The 18,776-nt window shown below is 71.8% G+C and carries 21 protein-coding genes and 1 tRNA gene; 16 read left to right on the top strand and 6 right to left on the bottom strand.

Annotated elements, in window-relative coordinates:
- The first annotated feature begins 83 nt into the window (after positions 1–83).
- The 12 genes from ACFWEG_RS01500 (at position 84) to xerC (ending at position 9,534) form a co-directional block, all read left to right on the top strand.
- Complete coding sequence (locus tag ACFWEG_RS01500; RefSeq protein WP_387207914.1) at positions 84–2,327, top strand: cell division protein FtsK; 2,244 nt, start codon at positions 84–86, stop codon at positions 2,325–2,327.
- Between the two features lie 141 nt (positions 2,328–2,468).
- Complete coding sequence (locus ACFWEG_RS01495) at positions 2,469–2,720, top strand: hypothetical protein (protein WP_387207912.1); 252 nt, start codon at positions 2,469–2,471, stop codon at positions 2,718–2,720.
- Positions 2,721–2,757: 37 nt separating this feature from the next.
- Positions 2,758–2,952, top strand: coding sequence for a hypothetical protein (locus ACFWEG_RS01490; protein ID WP_387207910.1), 195 nt, complete (start codon positions 2,758–2,760; stop codon positions 2,950–2,952).
- A 13-nt stretch (positions 2,953–2,965) separates the two neighbouring features.
- The gene (locus ACFWEG_RS01485) at positions 2,966–3,418 is read left to right on the top strand and encodes a hypothetical protein (protein ID WP_387207908.1); all 453 of its coding nucleotides are present in this window, start codon (positions 2,966–2,968) and stop codon (positions 3,416–3,418) included.
- 9 nt (positions 3,419–3,427) lie between these two features.
- Positions 3,428–3,601, top strand: coding sequence for a hypothetical protein (locus tag ACFWEG_RS01480; protein ID WP_387207906.1), 174 nt, complete (start codon positions 3,428–3,430; stop codon positions 3,599–3,601).
- 22 nt (positions 3,602–3,623) lie between these two features.
- Positions 3,624–3,971, top strand: a complete 348-nt coding sequence (locus tag ACFWEG_RS01475) for a hypothetical protein (RefSeq protein WP_387207904.1) — start codon at positions 3,624–3,626, stop codon at positions 3,969–3,971.
- 84 nt (positions 3,972–4,055) lie between these two features.
- Positions 4,056–5,336 (top strand): DNA cytosine methyltransferase, encoded by a 1,281-nt coding sequence (locus ACFWEG_RS01470; protein WP_387207902.1) that lies wholly within the window; start codon positions 4,056–4,058, stop codon positions 5,334–5,336.
- A gap of 84 nt (positions 5,337–5,420) precedes the next feature.
- Positions 5,421–6,338, top strand: coding sequence for a bifunctional DNA primase/polymerase (locus tag ACFWEG_RS01465; protein ID WP_387207900.1), 918 nt, complete (start codon positions 5,421–5,423; stop codon positions 6,336–6,338).
- Entirely contained in the window at positions 6,335–6,682 is a 348-nt protein-coding gene (locus tag ACFWEG_RS01460; protein ID WP_387207898.1) for a hypothetical protein, read from the top strand. Before ACFWEG_RS01465 ends, ACFWEG_RS01460 begins: the two co-directional genes overlap by 4 nt.
- Entirely contained in the window at positions 6,679–7,800 is a 1,122-nt protein-coding gene (locus ACFWEG_RS01455; protein WP_387207896.1) for a DUF3631 domain-containing protein, read from the top strand. The genes ACFWEG_RS01460 and ACFWEG_RS01455 overlap by 4 nt, the downstream gene beginning before the upstream one ends.
- Positions 7,801–8,066: 266 nt before the next feature.
- A complete protein-coding gene (locus ACFWEG_RS01450) occupies positions 8,067–8,282 on the top strand; it encodes a helix-turn-helix domain-containing protein (protein ID WP_387207894.1) in 216 nt (71 codons plus the stop codon).
- Positions 8,283–8,355: 73 nt separating this feature from the next.
- On the top strand, positions 8,356–9,534 hold the full coding sequence (gene xerC, locus ACFWEG_RS01445) for a tyrosine recombinase XerC (RefSeq protein ID WP_387207892.1): 1,179 nt from the start codon (positions 8,356–8,358) through the stop codon (positions 9,532–9,534).
- Between the two features lie 83 nt (positions 9,535–9,617).
- Here the strand turns inward: xerC and ACFWEG_RS01440 are convergent.
- The 3 genes from ACFWEG_RS01440 to ACFWEG_RS01430 all read right to left on the bottom strand — a co-directional run bounded on the left by ACFWEG_RS01440 (position 9,618) and on the right by ACFWEG_RS01430 (position 11,630).
- A tRNA-Pro gene (locus tag ACFWEG_RS01440) sits at positions 9,618–9,691 on the bottom strand.
- Positions 9,692–9,720: 29 nt separating this feature from the next.
- Positions 9,721–10,467, bottom strand: coding sequence for a Pr6Pr family membrane protein (locus tag ACFWEG_RS01435; RefSeq protein ID WP_387207890.1), 747 nt, complete (start codon positions 10,465–10,467; stop codon positions 9,721–9,723).
- A 221-nt stretch (positions 10,468–10,688) separates the two neighbouring features.
- Entirely contained in the window at positions 10,689–11,630 is a 942-nt protein-coding gene (locus ACFWEG_RS01430; RefSeq protein WP_387207888.1) for a metallophosphoesterase, read from the bottom strand.
- Positions 11,631–11,726: 96 nt separating this feature from the next.
- Here ACFWEG_RS01430 and ACFWEG_RS01425 point away from each other — a divergent pair, with 96 nt between their 5' ends.
- Positions 11,727–12,194 carry a GatB/YqeY domain-containing protein gene (locus ACFWEG_RS01425; RefSeq protein ID WP_387207886.1) on the top strand — a complete coding sequence of 156 codons (468 nt, stop codon included), beginning with the start codon at positions 11,727–11,729 and terminating at the stop codon, positions 12,192–12,194.
- A gap of 196 nt (positions 12,195–12,390) precedes the next feature.
- Here ACFWEG_RS01425 and ACFWEG_RS01420 read toward each other — a convergent pair whose 3' ends face one another.
- The gene (locus tag ACFWEG_RS01420; protein ID WP_387207883.1) at positions 12,391–14,739 is read right to left on the bottom strand and encodes a transglycosylase domain-containing protein; all 2,349 of its coding nucleotides are present in this window, start codon (positions 14,737–14,739) and stop codon (positions 12,391–12,393) included.
- Between the two features lie 428 nt (positions 14,740–15,167).
- Between ACFWEG_RS01420 and ACFWEG_RS01415 the strand changes: the two genes are divergently transcribed.
- Positions 15,168–15,518, top strand: coding sequence for a WhiB family transcriptional regulator (locus ACFWEG_RS01415; RefSeq protein ID WP_387207881.1), 351 nt, complete (start codon positions 15,168–15,170; stop codon positions 15,516–15,518).
- A 132-nt stretch (positions 15,519–15,650) separates the two neighbouring features.
- Here the strand turns inward: ACFWEG_RS01415 and ACFWEG_RS01410 are convergent, their stop codons facing one another.
- Together ACFWEG_RS01410 and ACFWEG_RS01405 are read right to left on the bottom strand one after the other, a co-directional pair.
- A complete protein-coding gene (locus ACFWEG_RS01410) occupies positions 15,651–16,982 on the bottom strand; it encodes an ArsA family ATPase (protein ID WP_387207879.1) in 1,332 nt (443 codons plus the stop codon).
- Positions 16,979–17,941 carry an ArsA-related P-loop ATPase gene (locus ACFWEG_RS01405; RefSeq protein WP_387207877.1) on the bottom strand — a complete coding sequence of 321 codons (963 nt, stop codon included), beginning with the start codon at positions 17,939–17,941 and terminating at the stop codon, positions 16,979–16,981. Before ACFWEG_RS01405 ends, ACFWEG_RS01410 begins: the two co-directional genes overlap by 4 nt.
- Positions 17,942–18,034: 93 nt before the next feature.
- Between ACFWEG_RS01405 and ACFWEG_RS01400 the strand changes: the two genes are divergently transcribed.
- Together ACFWEG_RS01400 and ACFWEG_RS01395 are read left to right on the top strand one after the other, a co-directional pair.
- Positions 18,035–18,196, top strand: a complete 162-nt coding sequence (locus ACFWEG_RS01400; protein WP_387207875.1) for a DUF4177 domain-containing protein — start codon at positions 18,035–18,037, stop codon at positions 18,194–18,196.
- Positions 18,193–18,672 (top strand): RidA family protein, encoded by a 480-nt coding sequence (locus ACFWEG_RS01395; protein ID WP_387207873.1) that lies wholly within the window; start codon positions 18,193–18,195, stop codon positions 18,670–18,672. Before ACFWEG_RS01400 ends, ACFWEG_RS01395 begins: the two co-directional genes overlap by 4 nt.
- The last annotated feature ends 104 nt before the right edge of the window (positions 18,673–18,776 follow it).

The raw sequence follows: 18,776 nt of genomic DNA, 5'->3' as shown, positions 1-18,776 counted from the left end.
GCACGGCTAAGGCCCGGTCGCACACCTCCTACAGCGACGACCGGGCCCGCATCCCTCGCACCCGAAGTGGAAGGGCTCTTGCAGTGAATCACCCCGACGAAGAGAACGAGTTCTTCGAGCGGCTGGAAGCCGACATGGCCCCAGGCCGCCCCGACCCCGAGGGCGGCGAGGGCGCGACCGTCCTGCCGTTCCCCACCCGCACCCCCACCGACCCCGCGCCCGGCGAGTCCCGGCCGGGCGAGTGGGAGGCGGAGCTGCCCGACACCGACGACCCGGAAGCCGAGGGGCTGACCGAGGGTGCGCCGGCGGACCCGCCGCCGAACCTCTACCCGCCCACCGCGGCGGAGTGGATGGAGGCCCGCGACAAGGCCCGCATGCCGGTCCTGCCGGACTGGGTCAAGCTCCCCGACCAGCGCACCGCGGTCCGCAAGTGGGCGGTGCGGCACTACACCTCCGTCGCCGCCTACCACGCGATCCGGGTCCCGCTGGTCTACACGCCGAAGATCGTGGGCTACTCGCCCCGCGGCGCCTGGCGCTGGTCGACCGCGGTCGGGCGGTGGGTCTTCGACGCCGAGGGGCGGCACCTGCGCCTGGCCGCCGCGGCGAACGAGGACGCGGCCGAGTACCTGCGGCTCTCCCGGCAGCGCGACAGCCGGGTGAGGCTCCGCAGCATCATCGCCACGGTGGCGAGCGCGATCGGTCTCGCCGCGGCCCTGACCCTGTGGGTCATGGCCCCGTCGTGGCTGCTGCTGCTCGCGCTGGCCGCGTTCACCACCACCCTGGGTGTGGTCGGCGCGCCGGCGGACCGGCCGCTGATCGACATGGCGAAGGTGACGTTCCGCAAGCGCCGGCTGTCCTCCGACATCGTCATCCGCGCCCACGAAGCGGCCGGGCTCACGACCAAGGATCAGTCGGTGGCGTTCCCGCGGCCGATCGGCCGGGACGGCGACGGGTGGCGGGTCGTGGTGGACCTGCCGTACGGGAAGACGTTCGAGGACGCGATGAAGGCCCATCCGCGGCTCGCGTCCGGCATGGACATCGCCCCCACCCAACTGTTCCTCGACAAGGACGAGACGTCGGGGCGGCGGGTCGCCTACTGGATCGCTGACCGCGACCCGCTCGCCGTCCCGTCCGGCCGGTCTCCGCTGCTCGGTGCGACGCGGGTGGACTTCTGGAAGCCGTTCCCGTGGGGTGTCGATGAGCGGGGCAACCCGGTCATGGCGTCGATGCTGTGGCTGTCGCTGCTGGTCGGCGCGGTCCCGCGGCAGGGCAAGACGTTCTCCGCCCGCACGATCGCGCTCGCCGCCGCGCTGGACCCGTACGTCCGGCTGTACGTGTTCGACGGCAAGGCGTCGCCGGACTGGCGGAAGTTCGCGTTGGTCGCGCACCGGATCGGGTTCGGGATCGTCCCGAAGAACGGGTTCGACCCCGTCGCCCACCTGCTCGCCGCGCTGCGGGAGCTGCGGGCGGACGTGGAGGACCGGTACCACCGGCTCTCCGAACTGCCCCTGCACATCTGCCCCGAGGGCAAGCTGACGCCGGAGATCAGCCGGGACCCGAAGCTGAACATGCCGCTCACCCTGTTCGTCGTGGACGAGGTGCAGGAGTACCTCACGCACCCCGAGCACGGCAAAGAGATCCTCTCCCTGATGGTCTACCTCGCCCGGGTCGCGCCCGCGGTCGGGGTGTCGGTGATGACGTCGACGCAGAAGCCCGACGACAAGGCGTGCCCCTCGGAGCTGCGCGACCAGCACCAGGCCCGGTTCGCGCTGCGGGTCGGCGCCTACCAGGTCTCCGACGTCATCCTGGGGGCCGGCTCGTACTCCGAGGGTCTGGACGCGTCCAAGCTGCTGAAGTCGCACAAGGGCGTCGGGCTGCTGAAGGGCATGTCCGACGACGCGGGGATCGTCCGCACCTACCTGGCCGACGGCCGGGACGCGGAGACGATCCTGACCCGGGCCGCCGCGCTGCGGGAGGCCGAGGGCACGCTGACCGGCGACGCCGCCGGGCAGGCACCCGCCCCCGAGACGTCCGCGACGATCCTCGACGACGTGGCGCAGGTCCTCGGCAAGGGCGAGGCCAAGGTGTGGTCGGAGACCATCGTGGACCGGCTCGCCGACCTGCGGCCCGACGTCTACGGGCCGTGGGCGGAACTGGAGCCCAAGCCGAAAGCGGAAGCCCTCACCGCCGCACTCAAGCCGTTCGGCATCGGCACCGAGCAGATCGGCCGGCGGGTCAACGGCAAGACCGTCAACAAGCGCGGCATCAAGCGCGACGACCTCACCGCCGCGATCACCCACCGCAACAACAACCGGGACGCCGGATAGGCCCCGGGGGCCGCTAGCGCTAGCAGTGACCGTCGCTAGCGCTAGCGACCCCGCTAGCGGCCCAAACCGCCTTTGATCAGGTCGCTAGCGGCTAGCGGCCCACCTGCGCGAATCCCCGAAACCGCCCCGGAAGGGCCCCTGATGACCCCTGTCCTGCTGGCTATCGCCTGTCTATTCTCCCTCACGCTGTGTTACGGATCGCTGTGCGCGGTCAGCCCGTTCGGGGGCTGCCGCAAGTGCCGCGGGTTCGGCTACGCGCTCAAGAAGAGCCGCCGCGGGCGACTCCGCCCCGGCAAGACGTGCCGCCGCTGCCGCGGCAACCGGAAGCGCATACGCGTCGGCCGCCGGCTCTACAACATCGCCGCCCGCACCCACCGCGACGGCACCCGCTGACCACCCCCACCCCGCCCCCCGACCGGAGGTTCCTTTCGTGGCCGTGACCATCCCCCTCGTCCTCCTCTTCGGCATCGCCCTGGCCGTCTGCATCCGCTTCAAGGCCGTCGGGTTCGGCGTCGCCGTCCTCGCCGCCCTCTTCGGCTTCTACCTCGCCGACACCGACGCCCGCACCACCGTCAACGACCTCACCACCGCCGTCACCGACGCGCTCAACGACGCGCGCCCGTAAGGAGACCCGCGACATGAACACCGAACCCCGCCGCACCGCCGACATACAGGTGCACCGACCCACCCCGTACACCCCCGCCGCCGTCCACCCCGCGCCCGTCGTCCCGGTGCAGCCGGGCACCATCCCGTCCGTCGCGAGCGTCGTCCTGCCCGACGGCCGGGTCGTCACCGGCTACGCCGTCGACACCCACCGCCCCGACTCGGTCGCCCCGAAGCCGGCCGTCTCCCGTGCCGCGGTGAACATCGCCGTCGGCGGGGTCGGGTTCCTCGCCGTCTGCGGCGGGCTCGTCATCCTGACGTCGTTCATCGCCGCGCTGACCGCGCTCATCACGCAGCTCATCACGCTCGCCGCGATCCTCTTCGGCGGGTTCATCGCCGTGCAGGTGCTGTCCGCCGGCTCGAACCGCGGCGGGACCACGGTCAACATCCGCAAGGCCGTCGTCAAGCGCAACCGCTTCTACGGCTGACGTGCCGCCGTGACGCTGCTCGACTGGCGCGCCGCGCGCCACTACGACGCGACCCGGGACCTGCCGTGCGTGCTGTGCGACAAGCCCACCCCGCTCCGCAGCCACGACCGCGAACCGGTCCACAAGGTCTGCGCCGAGGACTGGTGCGACCGCAACCCCGACTCCAACCGCTTCCACTCCTGAACCCCCGAGAGCGAGGAACCACATGCCCGACCAGAACCCCGCCCCCGCAGCGTCGCCCCCGGCCGAAGAGGCGTACGCGCTCGCCCCGAGCATCACGCGTGAGATCGCCTGGGTGGCCTTCACCGCCCGCGACTTCGGCCACGTCGCCAACCCGCGGGAGTACTGGCTCCGCAAGGCCGCCGTCTTCGACCGCATCGCGCTCGCCGAGGCCAACCGCCACTTCGTCGTCGCGGGCACCGCCGCGCCGGACGCGGACGCCACCGCCGACGACACGGCCCGTCGACTCGTGCAGCACGACCAGGTGACCGCCGACGGCGACCCCCGCGACTACGTCCGCCGCGAGTACGCCCGGTGGATCACCACTCAGTAGCTACGCCGAGGGCGGCCCCCGTCTCGCCAAAGTCCGGGGCCGCCCTCGCTCGCCAGCACCCATCACAGGACTGGAGACCCCAGCATGACCCAACCCCCTGCCCGGCCGCCGGTCGGCGGCAACATCAGCTTGTGCACCGGGTCCGGCGCCCTGGACCAGGCCGTAGAGGCCGTCACGGGCCTGCCCACGGTGATGGTCGGGGAGAAGGACCCGGCCGCCGCCCGCCTGCTGGCCGCCCGCCTGCCCGACGTGCCGAACCTGGGAGACATCACGGCCGTGGACTGGGCGGCCCTGGCCGCATCCATGCCGCGCCCGGCGGCGCTGACCGCCGGCTTCCCCTGCCAGGACATCTCGAACGCCGGACCGCGAGGAGGGATCGCCGGTGACCGCTCCGGACTCTGGAAAACCATCGTCGAAGCCGTTCGCCACCTTCGACCCCGTCTCGTCTTCCTGGAGAACGTCGCCGCCCTCCGGAGCCGGGGACTCGACGTCGTCGCCGCCGACCTGGCCGCGAGCGGGTACGACGCGCGGTGGATGTGCCTACGCGCTGGAGATCCCGAAGTCGGCGCCTGCCACCGGCGGGACCGATGGTTCGCCGTCGCGTATCCCGCTGCTGAAGACCCCCACCTCACAGCTCGGCAGGAACGGCGGGCCGCAGCACCCGGACAAGCGCAAGGCGGGCGGACACGGGCCCACGCTGGAGGACGAAGTGGTCTTCTTGCTGCCCCCGACGGCCGCCTGACCCTGCTTCCCACCCCGGCCGCCGCCGACGGCACCGGCGGCCCCGGCACCTCCCCGAAGCGGCAGGGCGGCATGAACCTGCGCACCGCAGTCACGCTGCTGCCCACCCCCGCCGCCCGCGACTGGAAGTCCGGCGCGTCCAACCTGCTCGCGGTGAACTCCCGGCCGCTGAACGAGGTGGTGGTGAACCTGCTGCCGACCCCGAAGGCGTCCGACGGCCCGCACGGCGGCCCCAACCAGCGCGACCGGGCCGGGAACTACTACTTCCCCGGCCGGGCCGTCCGGCTGGATGACGAGTGGGTGGCGACCAACGGCACCGACTACGGGCCCGCGATCCGCCGGTGGGAAAACGTCCTCGGGCGCCCCGCCCCGGAACCGACCGAAGCCGGGACGAAGGGGAACCGTCGCCTGTCGCCGGCGTTCGTCGAATGGATGATGGGCGCCGACCCGGGATGGGTGACGGGGACGGACCTGGGTCTCTCCCGCTCCGACCAACTCAAGATCCTGGGCAACGGGGTCGTCATCCACCAGGCCCACGCCGCCTACGCCGCGCTGCTCGCCGTGACCGAACCCGCCACGGCCGCGCCGCCCGCGCCCGCACAGCTCACGCTCGACATCGCCTGAACGCGCCGAGGGCGGCCCCCGTCTCGCCAAAGTCCGGGGCCGCCCTCGCTCGCCAGCACCCATCACAGGACTGGAGACCCCAGCATGACCCAACCGCACCCCCGCGCGCGAGAGCGCGACGACCGGCCGCCCCTGCTCACCGCCGCCCTAGCCGCCGCCGAACGAGGGTGGGCGGTCTTCCCGCTCCGCCCCGGCGGGAAGCGGCCCGCGCTGCACCCCGCCGACCGGTGCCCCGGTGTCGGGGACTGCGCCGACGGTCACCGTAAGTGGGAGCAGCGCGCCACCACCGACCCCGAGCGCGTGACCCGCGCGTGGACGGCCGGCGCGTTCAACGTCGGCATCGCCACCGGCCCCGCCGACCTGGTCGTCGTCGACCTGGACAAGCCCAAGGGCACGATGGACGCGCCTGACGGCGCGGCCAACTTCGCGGCGCTCTGCGAGCGCTCCGGGCACGCCGTCCCCGACACCTACCGCATCCGGACCGCGAGCGGTGGGGCACACCTGTACTTCGCCGCCCCGCCCGGCGTCCGGCTCGGCAACACGGCCAAGAAGCTCGCGCCGCTGGTCGACACCCGCGCGCACGGCGGGTACGTCGTCGCCGCGGGCAGCACCATCGACGGCCAGGCGTACGAGGTCGCCGACGCGCGCCCGGTCGCGGACCTCCCCGCCTGGCTTACCGCCGCCCTGCGTCCCCCGGCCCCGCCGGTCCGGCCGGTCCTCGCCGCGCCGCACAGGACCGGCAGGCGGGCCGCCGTCGTGCTGGAACGCGAGTGCGCGGCCGTCGCCGGCGCCCCCGAGGGCGGTCGGAACGCCGAACTCCTGCGCGCCGTCCGGGCCGTGGGTCGGTTCGTCGCATGGGGCGAGATCGACCGCAGCACGGTGGAAGCGGCTTTTCAGGAGGGGGGCGAGTCCTCGGGGCTGTCCGCGTCCGAGTGCCGCGCCACGATCCGCAGCGCACTGGACTGGTCCATCCGCACCGCCCGACCCCGGGAGGCGGCATGAGCGCCGCGCCGAACCCCCTCCTGAAAAGCCTGCCCGTGGCCCCGGACGGCCCCGGCCCCGCCGGACCGGCCCGCACCGCGCACGGCGAGGGTGCGACGAAGGACGTCGGCCGCAAGGCCGTCCCCTCTGCCCTTCGCCCTGACCCGCGCCCGTACGTCGTGGCGGTGCTGCACATCATCGCGCCGGCGTCCGGCTCGACTCCCACCGCGACCTCCCGGTGCGCGTGCGGACGCGACCGCAGCGCCATCGGGAAGCGGCGGGTCCTCGCCCTGATCGCCGACCACACCGCACACCGCGACCTCTGCCCGCTCCACACCCCGCAGGAAGGACGGCGAGCAGCATGACCGACACCCCCACCGCCCCGCCCGTCGACGGCGCCGCGCTGCTCGACGACGTGGAGGCGTTCCACCGCCGGTTCAACGTCTTCCCCCAGGAAGCGGCCTACGTCGCCGTCGCCCTCTGGGACGCACACGCGCACCTGCTCGACTGCTTCGACTCCACCCCGCGACTCGCGTTCCTCTCCCCCGAACCGGGGTCGGGGAAGTCGCGCGCACTGGAGATCGTGGAAACCCTCGTGCCCCGACCGATGGTCGCGGTGAACGCGTCCGCCGCCGCCCTCTTCCGGGCGGTGTCCGGCCCGGACGGGCGGCCCACGATCCTCTTCGACGAGATCGACACCGTGTTCGGCCCCAAGGCCGGGGACAACGAGGAACTGCGCGGATTCCTCAACGCCGGCCACCGCCGCTCCGGGGTCACCTACCGGTGCGTCGGCGACGGCGGGAACCAGACCGTCGTCGCATTCCCCTCGTTCACCGCGGTCGCGGTCGCCGGGCTCGGGTCGTTGCCGGACACGATCCTGACCCGGTCCGTCATCATCCGCATGCGGCGCCGGGCGAGGAACGAGCACGTGGAAGCGTTCCGCGCGCGGCGCGACGAAGCGGACGGACACAAGCTGCGCGAGCAGCTCGCCGCATGGGCGGAATCCGTCGCGGACCGGGTGCGCGACGCATGGCCGGACATGCCCGACGGCATCACCGACCGGCCCGCCGACGTCTGGGAACCCCTGCTCGCCGTCGCGGATGCGGCCGGCGGGACCTGGCCCGAGCGCGCCCGCGCGGCGTGCCAGGAACTCGTAGCCGCGGCGGCGGCCGGTGATAGGGCGAGCACCGGCATCCGGCTGTTGACCGACCTGCGGGACCACGTCCTCGCCGGTATCGACCGCCTGCCCACCGTCGCGATCCTGGATCGCCTCACCGCGATGGACGAAGCGCCGTGGGGCGACATGGGCGGCAAGCCGCTGGACGCCCGCACCCTCGCCCGGATGCTCGCCGAGTACGTCACGACCGACGGCGACCCCGTCCGCGCGCGCAACATCAAGACCGCGGGCAGCGTGCTCAAGGGCTACTACGCCGCCGACCTCGCCGACGCGTGGTCGCGGTACTGCCCCGCCCCGGCCCCCTGAGAAGCGCTACTTCCGCTACCTCCGCTACCTCCCAGCTCAACGGGGGTGCGGAGGTAGCGGAAGGAAGATCAGGTAGCGGCAACACGCGCTACCCGCGCTCGCTCACCAGCGATCAGGTAGCGGACCCGTCCGCTACCTGATCATGCATCCGCTACGCCTATCACGCCTCTGACCAGCACGGTAGCGGAGGTAGCGGAGGTAGCGGACTTCTGAGGGGGAGGGGCGACGCCTCACCCCCGGCTCAGCTCACGAAGGAGTGCCGATCCGTGGCCACGTCCTCGCAAGCTTCAACGCCTCAGCGCCGGCTTCACCGCGTGGAAGCCGCTGCCGAACTGCTCGACATCAAGCGTTCCACCGCCTACGACCTGATCCGCCAAGGCCGTCTCCGCACCGTTCGCGTCGGTCGGCGGCGGCTCGTACCCACCGAGTACATCGAAGAGTTCGTTGAACTGCTCAAGCGGGAGGCGGAAGCCGCCGGCTGACCTCCCGCACCGCACCGCAACAGGCCGCGCCCTAGATAGGCGCGGCCTGTTCTTTTCTTGAGAGGCACAGTGCATGACCGAGGAACCGAAGCGCCGGCGGGCCGGCCACGGAGAGGACACGATCTACTGGGACGCGGCGAAGAACCGCTACGTCGGCGCCGTGTCGCTGGGACACGGCCCGGACGGCAAGCGTCGCCGCCCGAAGGTGTACGGCAAGACCAAGACGGAAGTCCGTCAGAAGATCCGGGATCTGAAGAAGGAAGTCCAGTCCGGGGTCAAGGCCCCCGCGAACTACACCGTGGCCGACGCCGTGACCGACTGGCTGAGCCGGGGACTCAAGGGGCGTGACGAGAAGGGCACGATCGGCAAGAACCGATCGATGGCGGAGAAGCACCTCATCCCCTTCATTGGCAAGGCCAAGCTGAAGGAACTGAGCGCGGACGACGTCGACGACTGGTTGGACGGCCGGGCCGAGTTCCTCGCCACCCGGAGCCTGCGCGATCTGCTCGCCATCCTGCGTCGCTCCGTCGCGCACGCGCAGCGTCGGGACAAGGCCGCGCGGAATGTCGCATTGCTCGTCACCGTGCCGGAAGGGCGTCCGGGACGGCCAAGCAAGGCTCTGAACCTTGAGCAGGCGAAGGCCGTGCTGACCGCCGCGCGGCCGTCGCGGCTCTACGCCTACCTCGTGCTGTCGCTGCTGAGCGGGGTACGGACGGAAGAGGCGCGCCCCCTCACCTGGGACCACGTCTATCTGACGCCGGAAGACGGGGTCGCGCCGCACGTCGCCGTTTGGCGCTCCGTGCGTCGGCACGGCGAGACGAAGACCCGGAAGAGCCGGCGGACTATCGCTCTACCTCAGCAGGTCGTCGCCGTCCTTGAAGAGCACATGCGCCGGCAGCAGAAGGAGTTCGCGGCGCGGGGAGCGGAGTGGAGCCGGGCGGGTCTCGTGTTCACGACCCGGAGCGGGGAACCGGTGGACGCCGCGAACGTTCGGCGCGACTTCCGGGCGATCACGAGGAAGGCGGGACTGAACCCGGAGTGGACGCCGAGGGAGCTGCGGCACAGCTTCGTGTCGCTCCTCTCCGACCACGGCATCCCCCTGGAAAAGATCGCTCTGTTGGTCGGGCACAGCAGCCAGACCACGACGGAAGCGGTCTACCGGAAGCAGCTCCGTCCCGTCATCACGCAGGGAGCTGAGGCCATGGACGTGATCTTCGCCTACGAGCAAGAGGCGGACGCCGAAGAGAACTGACGGGATCGCTTTGGCCCCCTGTTTGGCCCCCCGGACACGACAGAGGGCCTATCGCGATCATGCGATAGGCCCTCTGACCAGCGTCGGGGTGGCGGGATTTGAACCCACGACCTCTTCGTCCCGAACGAAGCGCGCTGCCAAGCTGCGCTACACCCCGATGTCCGCCCGCTTCTCGCGGCGACTCGTTTACTTTAGCCCACCGGGGCCCGGAGGCGAAATCCGGTTTCGGCGGGGGTGGAGGTCGGGGCGGACGCGGTCGAGGCCGACGAGGGTGAGGGCGAGGGCGGAGAAGGCGAGGGCGAGGAGGAGGGCGGTGGTGAGGACGCCGGCGTAGCCGTGGGCGTCGACGTCGAGGAAGGGGTAGGGGTAGCGGGCCGGGGTGCCGGGGGAGAGGAGGGCGCCGCGGACCAGGGCGAAGCAGAGGTAGGCCGCGGGGTAGAGCAGCCAGAGCGCGGCGTGGCGGGGACGGAGGCCGCCGGGCGGGGTGAGGAGCAGCCAGGCGAGGAACGTGGCGAGCGGGGTCACCGTGTGCAGGAGCGTGTTCGCGAAGCTGTGCCAGGCGGCGGACGACGGATCGGCGGCCATGGTGAAGTCGGCGGCCGTGTCGGCGAGCAGCAGGTGGTAGACGATGCCGGTGATCGCGATGAACAGGACCGTCGCGCCCATGAGCGGGGCGGGCACCTGGGGGCGGCCGGTCAGGTCGCGGCGCGCCTCCACGGCGCAGACGACGGCGACCAGCGCGTTGCTCTGGACCGTGAAGTAGATCGGGACCCGCGCGGGGTCCCCCTGGACGAACTCGACGACGATGCCGGTCACCGCGGCCACGGCGATCAGCAGGTGGACGCAGGCGGCGAGCGGGCGGCGCACGGCAGGTACCACCGCGGCCGCGGGGGTGCTGCCGCCGGGCGGGCCCTTGGGAATCGGGGCGATCATCCGACCACGGTAGGAGGTCGGCGGGGCGTCGCCGCGGAGGCCCCCCGGCGCGCGCCGCACCGGTGCGGAGGCCCGTCGCGCCCGGCACCCGAGGGGAGGCTTCGGCGCGCGCCGCACCCGTACGACGGACCCGCGCGGACGGCACCGGTGCATCGCGCGCCATAGGCCGACGATCCGGGTCCCAAACCAGCGGCCGCGCTCCCGGTGCCCCCGTCACCCCCTCAGCGCCCCGCAACCCCCGGCACCAACGACAGCAGCGTCGCCTCCGGCGGGCAGAAGAAGCGCACCGGGGTGTAGCGGTTCGTCCCGCACCCCGCGGAGACGTGCAGGTACGAGCGCCTCCCTGCGGCCGTGTGCGCGGACAGCCCCTTCACGCGATCGGTGTCCAGGTCGCAGTTGGTGACCAGCGCCCCGTAGAACGGCAGGCACAGCTGCCCGCCGTGGGTGTGCCCGGCCAGGATCAGCGGGTATCCGTCGGAGGCGAACGCGTCGAGGGAGCGCAGGTAGGGCGCGTGCACGACCGCCAGTGAGAAGTCCGCGCCGGGCGCGGGGCCGCCCGCGACCCGGTCGTAGCGGTCGCGCTTGATGTGCGGGTCGTCGAGGCCGGTGAGCGCGATCTCGTGGCCGTCGACCTTCAGCGTGCCGCGGGCGTTGTTCAGGCCCACCCAGCCGGCCGCGTCGAACGCGTCCCGCAGCTCCTCCCACGGGTTGTGGACGACACCGACGGCGGGCGCCCCGCCGCCGTTCAGGCCGTGCTGGCCGCGTGCCCTCTCGACGAGGTAGCGGGCGGGGTTGCGCAGCTTCGGCCCGTAGTAGTCGTTCGAGCCGAAGACGTACGCGCCGGGGAACTGCTCGAGCAGCGGGCCGAGCGCGTCCAGGACCTCGGGCACGCCGTCGGGGTCGGAGAGGTTGTCCCCGGTGTTGATCACGAAGTCGGGGCGAAGACCGGCCAGCGAACGGAGCCAGCGCTGCTTCTTGCGCTGGCCGCCGACCATGTGGATGTCGGAGACCTGGAGCACGCGCAGCGGGCGCATGCCCTCGGGGAGGACGGGGACGGTCACCCGCCGCAGCCGGAACGAGCGGGCCTCGAAGCCCGCGGCGTAGGCCAGTCCGGCGGCACCGGCCGCCGTGATTCCGAGAGGTACTCCGTAGCGTGCGCGCATGAGCCCATCGTCGCAGACGACGGGGCGGGCCCCCAGGGGCGGCGGCCGCGGGAAATGGGCGGGCGAAGTGTCAGACGCACCTGAGACACTGGGGACATGACCACGCTCAAGGCCAGGCTGAAGGACGACCTCACCGAGTCGATCAGGGCACGCGACGACCTGCGTTCGTCGACGCTGCGGCTGACGCTCACCGCGATCACCAAGGAGGAGGTCTCGGGCACCACGGCCCGCGAGCTCTCCGACGACGAGGTGCTCAAGGTCATCGCCCGCGAGGCGAAGAAGCGCCGCGAGGCGGCCGAGGCCTTCGCCCAGGGCGGGCGGACGGAGTCGGCGGAGAAGGAGAAGGCCGAGGGCGTGATCCTCGCCGAGTACCTGCCCAAGCAGCTCTCCGACGACGAGCTGCGGCAGATCGTCGCCCAGGCGGTCGCCGAGGCGAAGGCGGCCGGCGCGGAGGGCCCCCGCGCGATGGGCCAGGTCATGAAGATCGTGAACCCGAAGGTCGCCGGTCTCGCCGAGGGCGGCCGCGTCGCCGCGGTGGTCAAGCAGGAGCTGGCCGGCAGCTGACGCGGGCCGCGCGCGGAGGTACGGCGTCGGCCAGGCGTACGGCATCGGGCGCGTCAAAGGCGTCGGTCCGTACGTCGAGCGCGTGGTGCGCGGCCGGCGTCCGGACCGACCACCGCCCACACACAGCAGTGCGGGGCATCCCCAGGGATGCCCCGCACTGCTGTGTCCATGGGCGCGTCAGCGCGCGCCCCCGGCGTCAGTCGGCGCCGCCTCCGGTGCCGTCCTGCCAGCCGTCGCTCCAGCCGCCGTCTCCGGTGCCTCCGCCGGCGTCGCCGTTCCCACCACCGTTGTTCCCGCCGCCATTGGCGCCGTTCCCGCCGCCGTCGCCGTTCCCGCCACCGTTCGTGCCGCCCCCGTTGTCCGAGGTGGGCGGGAGCGAGGCGTCGCCGCCGGGGAAGCCGGGCTTGTCGTCGCCGCCGCCGTTGCCGCCGCGGTCACCGTCGCCCTCGCCTTCCTCCTCCTCGGGCTTGGTGTTGCCGCGCGGGACGCTGACGTAGGTGAAGGACGGGGTCTCGCCGGCGCTGAGCGCGCCGGTCATCGCGGTCTTCCAGATCGGGCCCGGCAGGCAGCCGCCGCAGACCTTGTCGTAGTAGACGCCGCCGATGGTGAGGTTGTACATCTCGCGCTTCGTGCCGACGTCGTCGCCGACCCAGACCGCCGTGGACAGGTTCGGCGTGTAGCCGACGAACCAGGCGTCCTTGCGGCCCTCGGTGGTACCGGTCTTGCCCGCGTTGTCGCGGTCGCTGAGGCCGGCCCGGGTGCCGGTGCCGTCCTCGACGACGCCCTTGAGCATCTGGTTGATGGTGTCGGCCGTCTTCTCCGACATCGCCCGCTTGCACTTCGTCTTCGGGACCCGGAGCTTCTCGCCGTTCCGGTCGGTGATCGACGCGATGGCGACCGGGCTGCAGTAGGTGCCCCGGTTGGCGAAGGCGGCGTAGGCGCTGGCCATGCCGAGCGGGGTGTTCTCGGCGACGCCCAGCGTGATCGAGGCGTCCTGCTTGATCTTCTTGCCGACGCCCTGCTCGTAGCCGAGCTTCTGCGCCATCGTCACGGTCTCGCAGAGGCCGGTCTTCTGCTCCAGACGGGCGAAGTAGGTGTTGATCGACTTGCCGAGCGCGCTCGTCATGTCGTAGGGGCCCTTCTCGGACTCCATCTCGTTCTGGACGTCCCACTGGTCACTGCCGGTCGGCGCGCCGTCGCAGGTCTTGAAGTCGCGCTTCTCCAGCTTGATCTTCCACGGGTCGCTGAAGACCTCCGTGGGGTCGATGCCCTTCTCGAGCGCGGCCGCCGCGGTGATCGGCTTGAAGGTCGAGCCGACCTGGAAGCCGTAGGTCGTGCCGCCCATCTTGCTGCCGACGCCGAGGTTGAGCACGGTCTCGTTCTTCTTGGCGTTCAGGCCGTACGGGCGGGACTGCCCCATCGAGAGGATCTTGCCGCTACCCGGCTCGACCTGGACCACGGACGCGGCCACCCCGTCCGTCTTGTCGACCTTGGACGTCGCCGCCTCGTTCGCCGCCGCCTGCGCCTGCGGGTCGAGCGTCGTGCGGATCGTCAGCCCTCCGAGGTCCCAGAGCTTCTGGCGCTCCTCGTCGGTCTTGCCGAACACCGGGTCGTTGAGCAGCGTCTTGCGGACGTAGTCGCAGAAGAACCCCGCGCCCTTGACCGCGGTGATGCACCCGTTCCGCGGCCGGCTCAGCTTCAGCGCCAGCGGGGCCTTCATCGCCTTCGCCGCGCGCGCCTGGGTGATGTCGCCGACCTCGGCCATCCGGGTCAGGACGATGTTGCGACGCTTGGTCGCCTCCTGCTCGTCGTTGACCGGGTCGTAGACGCTGGGCGACTGGACGATGCCGGCGAGCAGCGCGGCCTCCTCCAGCTCCAGGTCCTTGGCGGGCTTGGAGAAGTAGCGGCGGGCCGCGGACTCGACGCCGTAGGCCTGCTGACCGAAGAACGTGATGTTGAGGTAGTTCTCCAGGATCTGCTTCTTGGAGAGGTTCTCCTCGACCTGGATCGCGTACTTCAGCTCGCGGACCTTGCGGCCGATCGTCTGCTCGGTGGCCGCGCGGAGCTTCTCCTGGTCGTCGCCCGCCTCCTCCATGAAGACGTTCTTGACGTACTGCTGGGTGAGCGTCGAAGCGCCCTCGGAGACGCCGCCGGACTGCGCGTTCTTGTTGATGGCGCGCAGGATGCCCTTGAGGTCGACCGCGCCGTGCTCGTAGAAGCGCGCGTCCTCGATGGCGAGGAGCGCCTTCTGCATGTACGGCGAGATCTTGTCCAGGGGCACGATCGTGCGGTCACGCGAGTAGACCGTGGCGATCGTCCCGCCCTTGGAGTCGAGGATCGTGGTGCGCTCGCTCAGCGGCGGCTGCTTCAGATTGGCCGGGATCTCGTCGAAACTCTCGACCGTCCCCTTCGCCGCCAGTCCGATGACCCCCGCCGCCGGTACGGCGATCCCCGCGAGCAGTCCCCCCGCGAGCACGCTCACCCCGAGGAACTTGGCGGCATGCTGGGTGGTGGTCAGACCACCACCCGAGCTCTTCTTTCCCATGGGCGCAGCCTACGTTGTCATTCGCCGGACAGGGCAGTAGGCGTTGGCCTAAGCTGCGTTCAACTGTCACAGCGGAGCGGTCTCGTATCGATCCCCCTGCAGGACGCGACCGAACCCGAATCGGTTGCCTCTCGTGCCCGAGTGGAGTGCGGTTCCGCCGCGCGGGTGTCCGTTTCCGTCACATGCGGTGCCCGGTGTCCCTTCCGGATCATGTGATCTGCCCCGTTTCGGGGAGATTGTCCGCATGTGTCCTTCGCTCACTCCGTCGGGTGATCTCCCGTACGCGCATAGTCCGTTCGGGCCATTCAAGATTGGGCCCGAAGGGGGTGTTGCGCTGTTCGCATCTTCCGTAGCGTCCCTAACTGGCAGCGGTGAATATGCCGCTGTCGCCGTGGGGGAGCCTCGATTCGGGAGAGGACGGCGCCGATATGGGCTGGGTTATCGACTGGAGTGCGCAGGCAGGATGCCGCACTACCGATCCGGATGAACTGTTCGTGCAGGGAGCGGCCCAGAACCGGGCCAAGGCGGTGTGCACCGGATGCCCGGTGCGGACCGAGTGCCTGGCCGACGCGCTCGACAACCGCGTGGAGTTCGGCGTCTGGGGCGGCATGACCGAGCGGGAGCGCCGCGCCCTGCTGCGCCGCCGCCCGACGGTCACCTCGTGGCGCCGGCTGCTGGAGACGGCCCGCACCGAGTACGAGCGCAGCCTCGGGATCCTCCCGGACGACGAGGCCGACGAACTGGCGGCGACGTACGTCGACTACGCCGCGGTGGGATAGCGCGTCCACCGCCGGACCGGCGGAGGACTACTGCACCTGCGCACGACGGAGGAGTCCCGGCGTCGCGCGTACGCGATCACTTGAGCGAATCCGTGGCCGAACGGCGCGGACCGCCGGGCGCGCCCCCTGACATCACCCGTCGTCCGCGAGCCGCTCGCCGATGTCGCGCAGACCCGCGAGGTCGTGCACGTCCCCGGGCAGGGCGGTCACCTGGGTCACCGCCACCTCGGGGTGCAGTGACGAGAAACGGTCGCGGGTGCGCTGTTCACGTGCGATCACCTGCATGCGCTCTGCGTGCAGGCGGAGCAGGCCGGCGGCGAGCCGGTCCACGGAGTGCTGTTCGGGTTGCTCGGACGCGGTCCCGGGAGCGGGCGGGGGAGCCTCGGGAGAGACCGCGACGTCGTCGGTCGGGGATGCCTCGGGGGCGGTACGGTCCTGTTCCTTCCCACCCCTCTGATCCACAATGCGGCGCTCCTCAAGATTTTCCGCGGCCGCGAGCGACCGCTCCGCCGACAGCCTCCGCGCCGTGCTGTCGTGCACCCGGTTGAGCACCAGACCGGCCAGCGGCATCGACTCCGCGGCCAGCCGCTCCACGAAGTACGCCGCCTCGCGCAGGGCGTCCCGCTCCGGCGCGGCGACGACGAGGAACGCCGTCCCGGGCGCCTGGAGGAGCTTGAACGTGGCGTCCGCACGCGTGCGGAACCCGCCGAACATCGTGTCCATCGCCGCCACGAACGTCTGGATGTCGTGCAGCAGTTGGCCCCCGAGGAGCTTGCCCAGGGTGCCGGTCATCACCGACATGCCGACGTTGAGGAACTTCATCCCGGCCCGGCCGCCGACCTTCGCCGGCGCCATCAGGACCCGGATGAACTTCCCGTCGAGGAACGAGCCGAGCCGCTTGGGGGCGTCGAGGAAGTCGAGCGCCGAGCGGGACGGCGGGGTGTCGACGATGATCAGGTCCCACTCGTCCCGGGCCCGCAGCTGCCCGAGCTTCTCCATCGCCATGTACTCCTGCGTGCCGGCGAAGCCCGCGGAGAGCGACTGGTAGAAGGGGTTGCCCAGGATCGCGGCGGAGCGCTCCCGGTCGGCGTGCGCCTCGACGATCTCGTCGAAGGTGCGCTTCATGTCGAGCATCATGGCGTGCAGTTCGCCCTCGGCCCGGCCGGGGGCGCCCTTGATGCCGTCGACCCTGCGCGGCACGTTGTCCAGGGCGTCGATCCCCATGGACTGCGCGAGCCGGCGGGCCGGGTCGATCGTCAGGACGACGGTGCGGCGCCCGCGCTCGGCGGCGCGCACCCCGAGGGCGGCGGCCGTCGTCGTCTTGCCGACGCCGCCGGAGCCGCAGCAGACGATGATCCTGGTCCCCGGGTCGTCGAGCAGCGGATCGATGTCCAGGTGCCGCGACGGGGCCACTCCGGCCTTCCGCCGCGCCTCCCCGCCCTGGGACGGCCGGTCCTGAGTCATGCCTTCTCCTCGAGCTGCGCCCGCAGGATGCGGGCGAGGCGGTACACCCCGGCGAGGTCGGCCCCCTCGGGCTGCATCTCCAACTCCCGCAGCGGCAGACCGAGGCCGCCGAGCACCTCGCGCTGCTCGCGCTCCAGGGACACCCGCTCCTCGTGCTCGCGGGCCTGCTCCAGGAGCGGCTCCACCAGCGTCCCCGCGCCGCCGACGCCGGCCGCGGTGAGCACCCGCGCCAGCTCCTCGCGCGGCGCCTCCACGGGGACGGGCTCCTCCAGGACGGCCGGCCGCACCATGTTCACCAGGACGGCCCCCACGGGGAGCCCGGCCGCGCGCAGCTCGGCGACCCCGTCCACGGTCTCCTGGACCGGCATCTCCTCCAGGAGCGTCACCAGGTGCACGGCGGTCTCGCGGGACTTCAGGACCCGCATCACGGCCTGCGACTGGTTGTGTATCGGGCCCATCCGGGCCAGACCCGCCACCTCGTCGTTGACGTTCAGGAAGCGCGTGATGCGGCCGGTGGGCGGGGCGTCCATGATCACGTGGTCGTAGACGTACCGGCCCTTGCGGTCCTTGCGGCGGACCGCCTCGCAGGCCTTGCCCGTGAGCAGCACGTCCTTGACGCCCGGGGCGACGGTCGTCGCGAAGTCGACGGCGCCGATCCGGCGCAGGGCGCGGCCCGCCTGACCGAGCTTGTAGAACATCTGGAGGTAGTCCAGGAGGGCCAGCTCGGCGTCGATGGCCAGCGCGAACACCTCCCCGCCGTCCGGCCCGGGCCCGACCGCGATCTTGCGTTCCTCGTAGGGCAGCGCCTCCGTCTCGAAGAGCTGCGCGATGCCCTGCCGGCCCTCGACCTCGACGAGGAGGGTGCGCTTGCCCTTCGACGCGAGGGCGAGCGCGAGGGCGGCGGCGACCGTCGTCTTACCGGTGCCGCCCTTGCCACTGACGACCTGAAGCCTGCTCACACATTCGAGCGTAACCACTCGGGTCCCTTCGTAAGCCGCCGTGGGCCGCAGAGCTGTTCCGGAGGCATCGCCGCCAGCGGATACAGTCCGTCCATGACCAAATTCGAGTACGCGACCGTGCCGCTCCTCGTGCACGCGACCAAGCAGATCCTGGACACCTGGGGCGAGGACGGCTGGGAGCTCGTCCAGGTCGTCCCCGGGCCGAACAACCCCGAGCAGCTCGTGGCCTACCTCAAGCGGGAGAAGACCGCGTGAGCGGCGCGGTGGAGGCCCGCCTGGCCGAGCTGGGCCTGACCCTGCCGGACGTGGTGCCGCCGCTCGCCGCCTACCAGCCGGCCGTCCGCTCCGGCGCCTACGTCTTCACGGCGGGGCAGCTGCCTCTGGTGGACGGGCAGCTGCCGCTGACCGGCAAGGTCGGCGCGGAGGTGACCGCCGAGGAGGCCACGGAGCTGGCGCAGCGCTGTGCGCTGAACGGGCTCGCGGCCGTGAAGTCGGTCGTCGGCGACCTGGACCGCGTGGTGCGGGTCGTGAAGGTCACCGGGTTCGTCGCGTCCGCCCCGGACTTCACCGGCCAGCCGGGTGTGCTGAACGGCGCCAGCGAGCTGCTCGGCGCGGTCCTGGGGGAGGCGGGTGTCCACGCGCGGAGCGCGGTGGGAGTCGCCGTCCTTCCGCTGGACGCGCCGGTCGAGGTCGAGCTGCAGGTCGAGATCGGCGCCGAGCAGCAGGTCTGAGACGGCGTCGCCCTCGGCCTCCACCGCGCCGCCGTCCATCGGCAGCCTCAGCGTGAAGACCGCCCCGCCCTCGGGGGAGTTGGCGGCGCTGATGTCACCGCCGC

Origin of the sequence: Streptomyces sp. NPDC060194 (assembly GCF_042728285.1) — a bacterium.
Lineage (GTDB): Bacteria > Actinomycetota > Actinomycetes > Streptomycetales > Streptomycetaceae > Streptomyces.
Note: the sequence above shows the minus strand (reverse complement) of the source record. Positions and strands in the feature narration are given on the sequence as shown.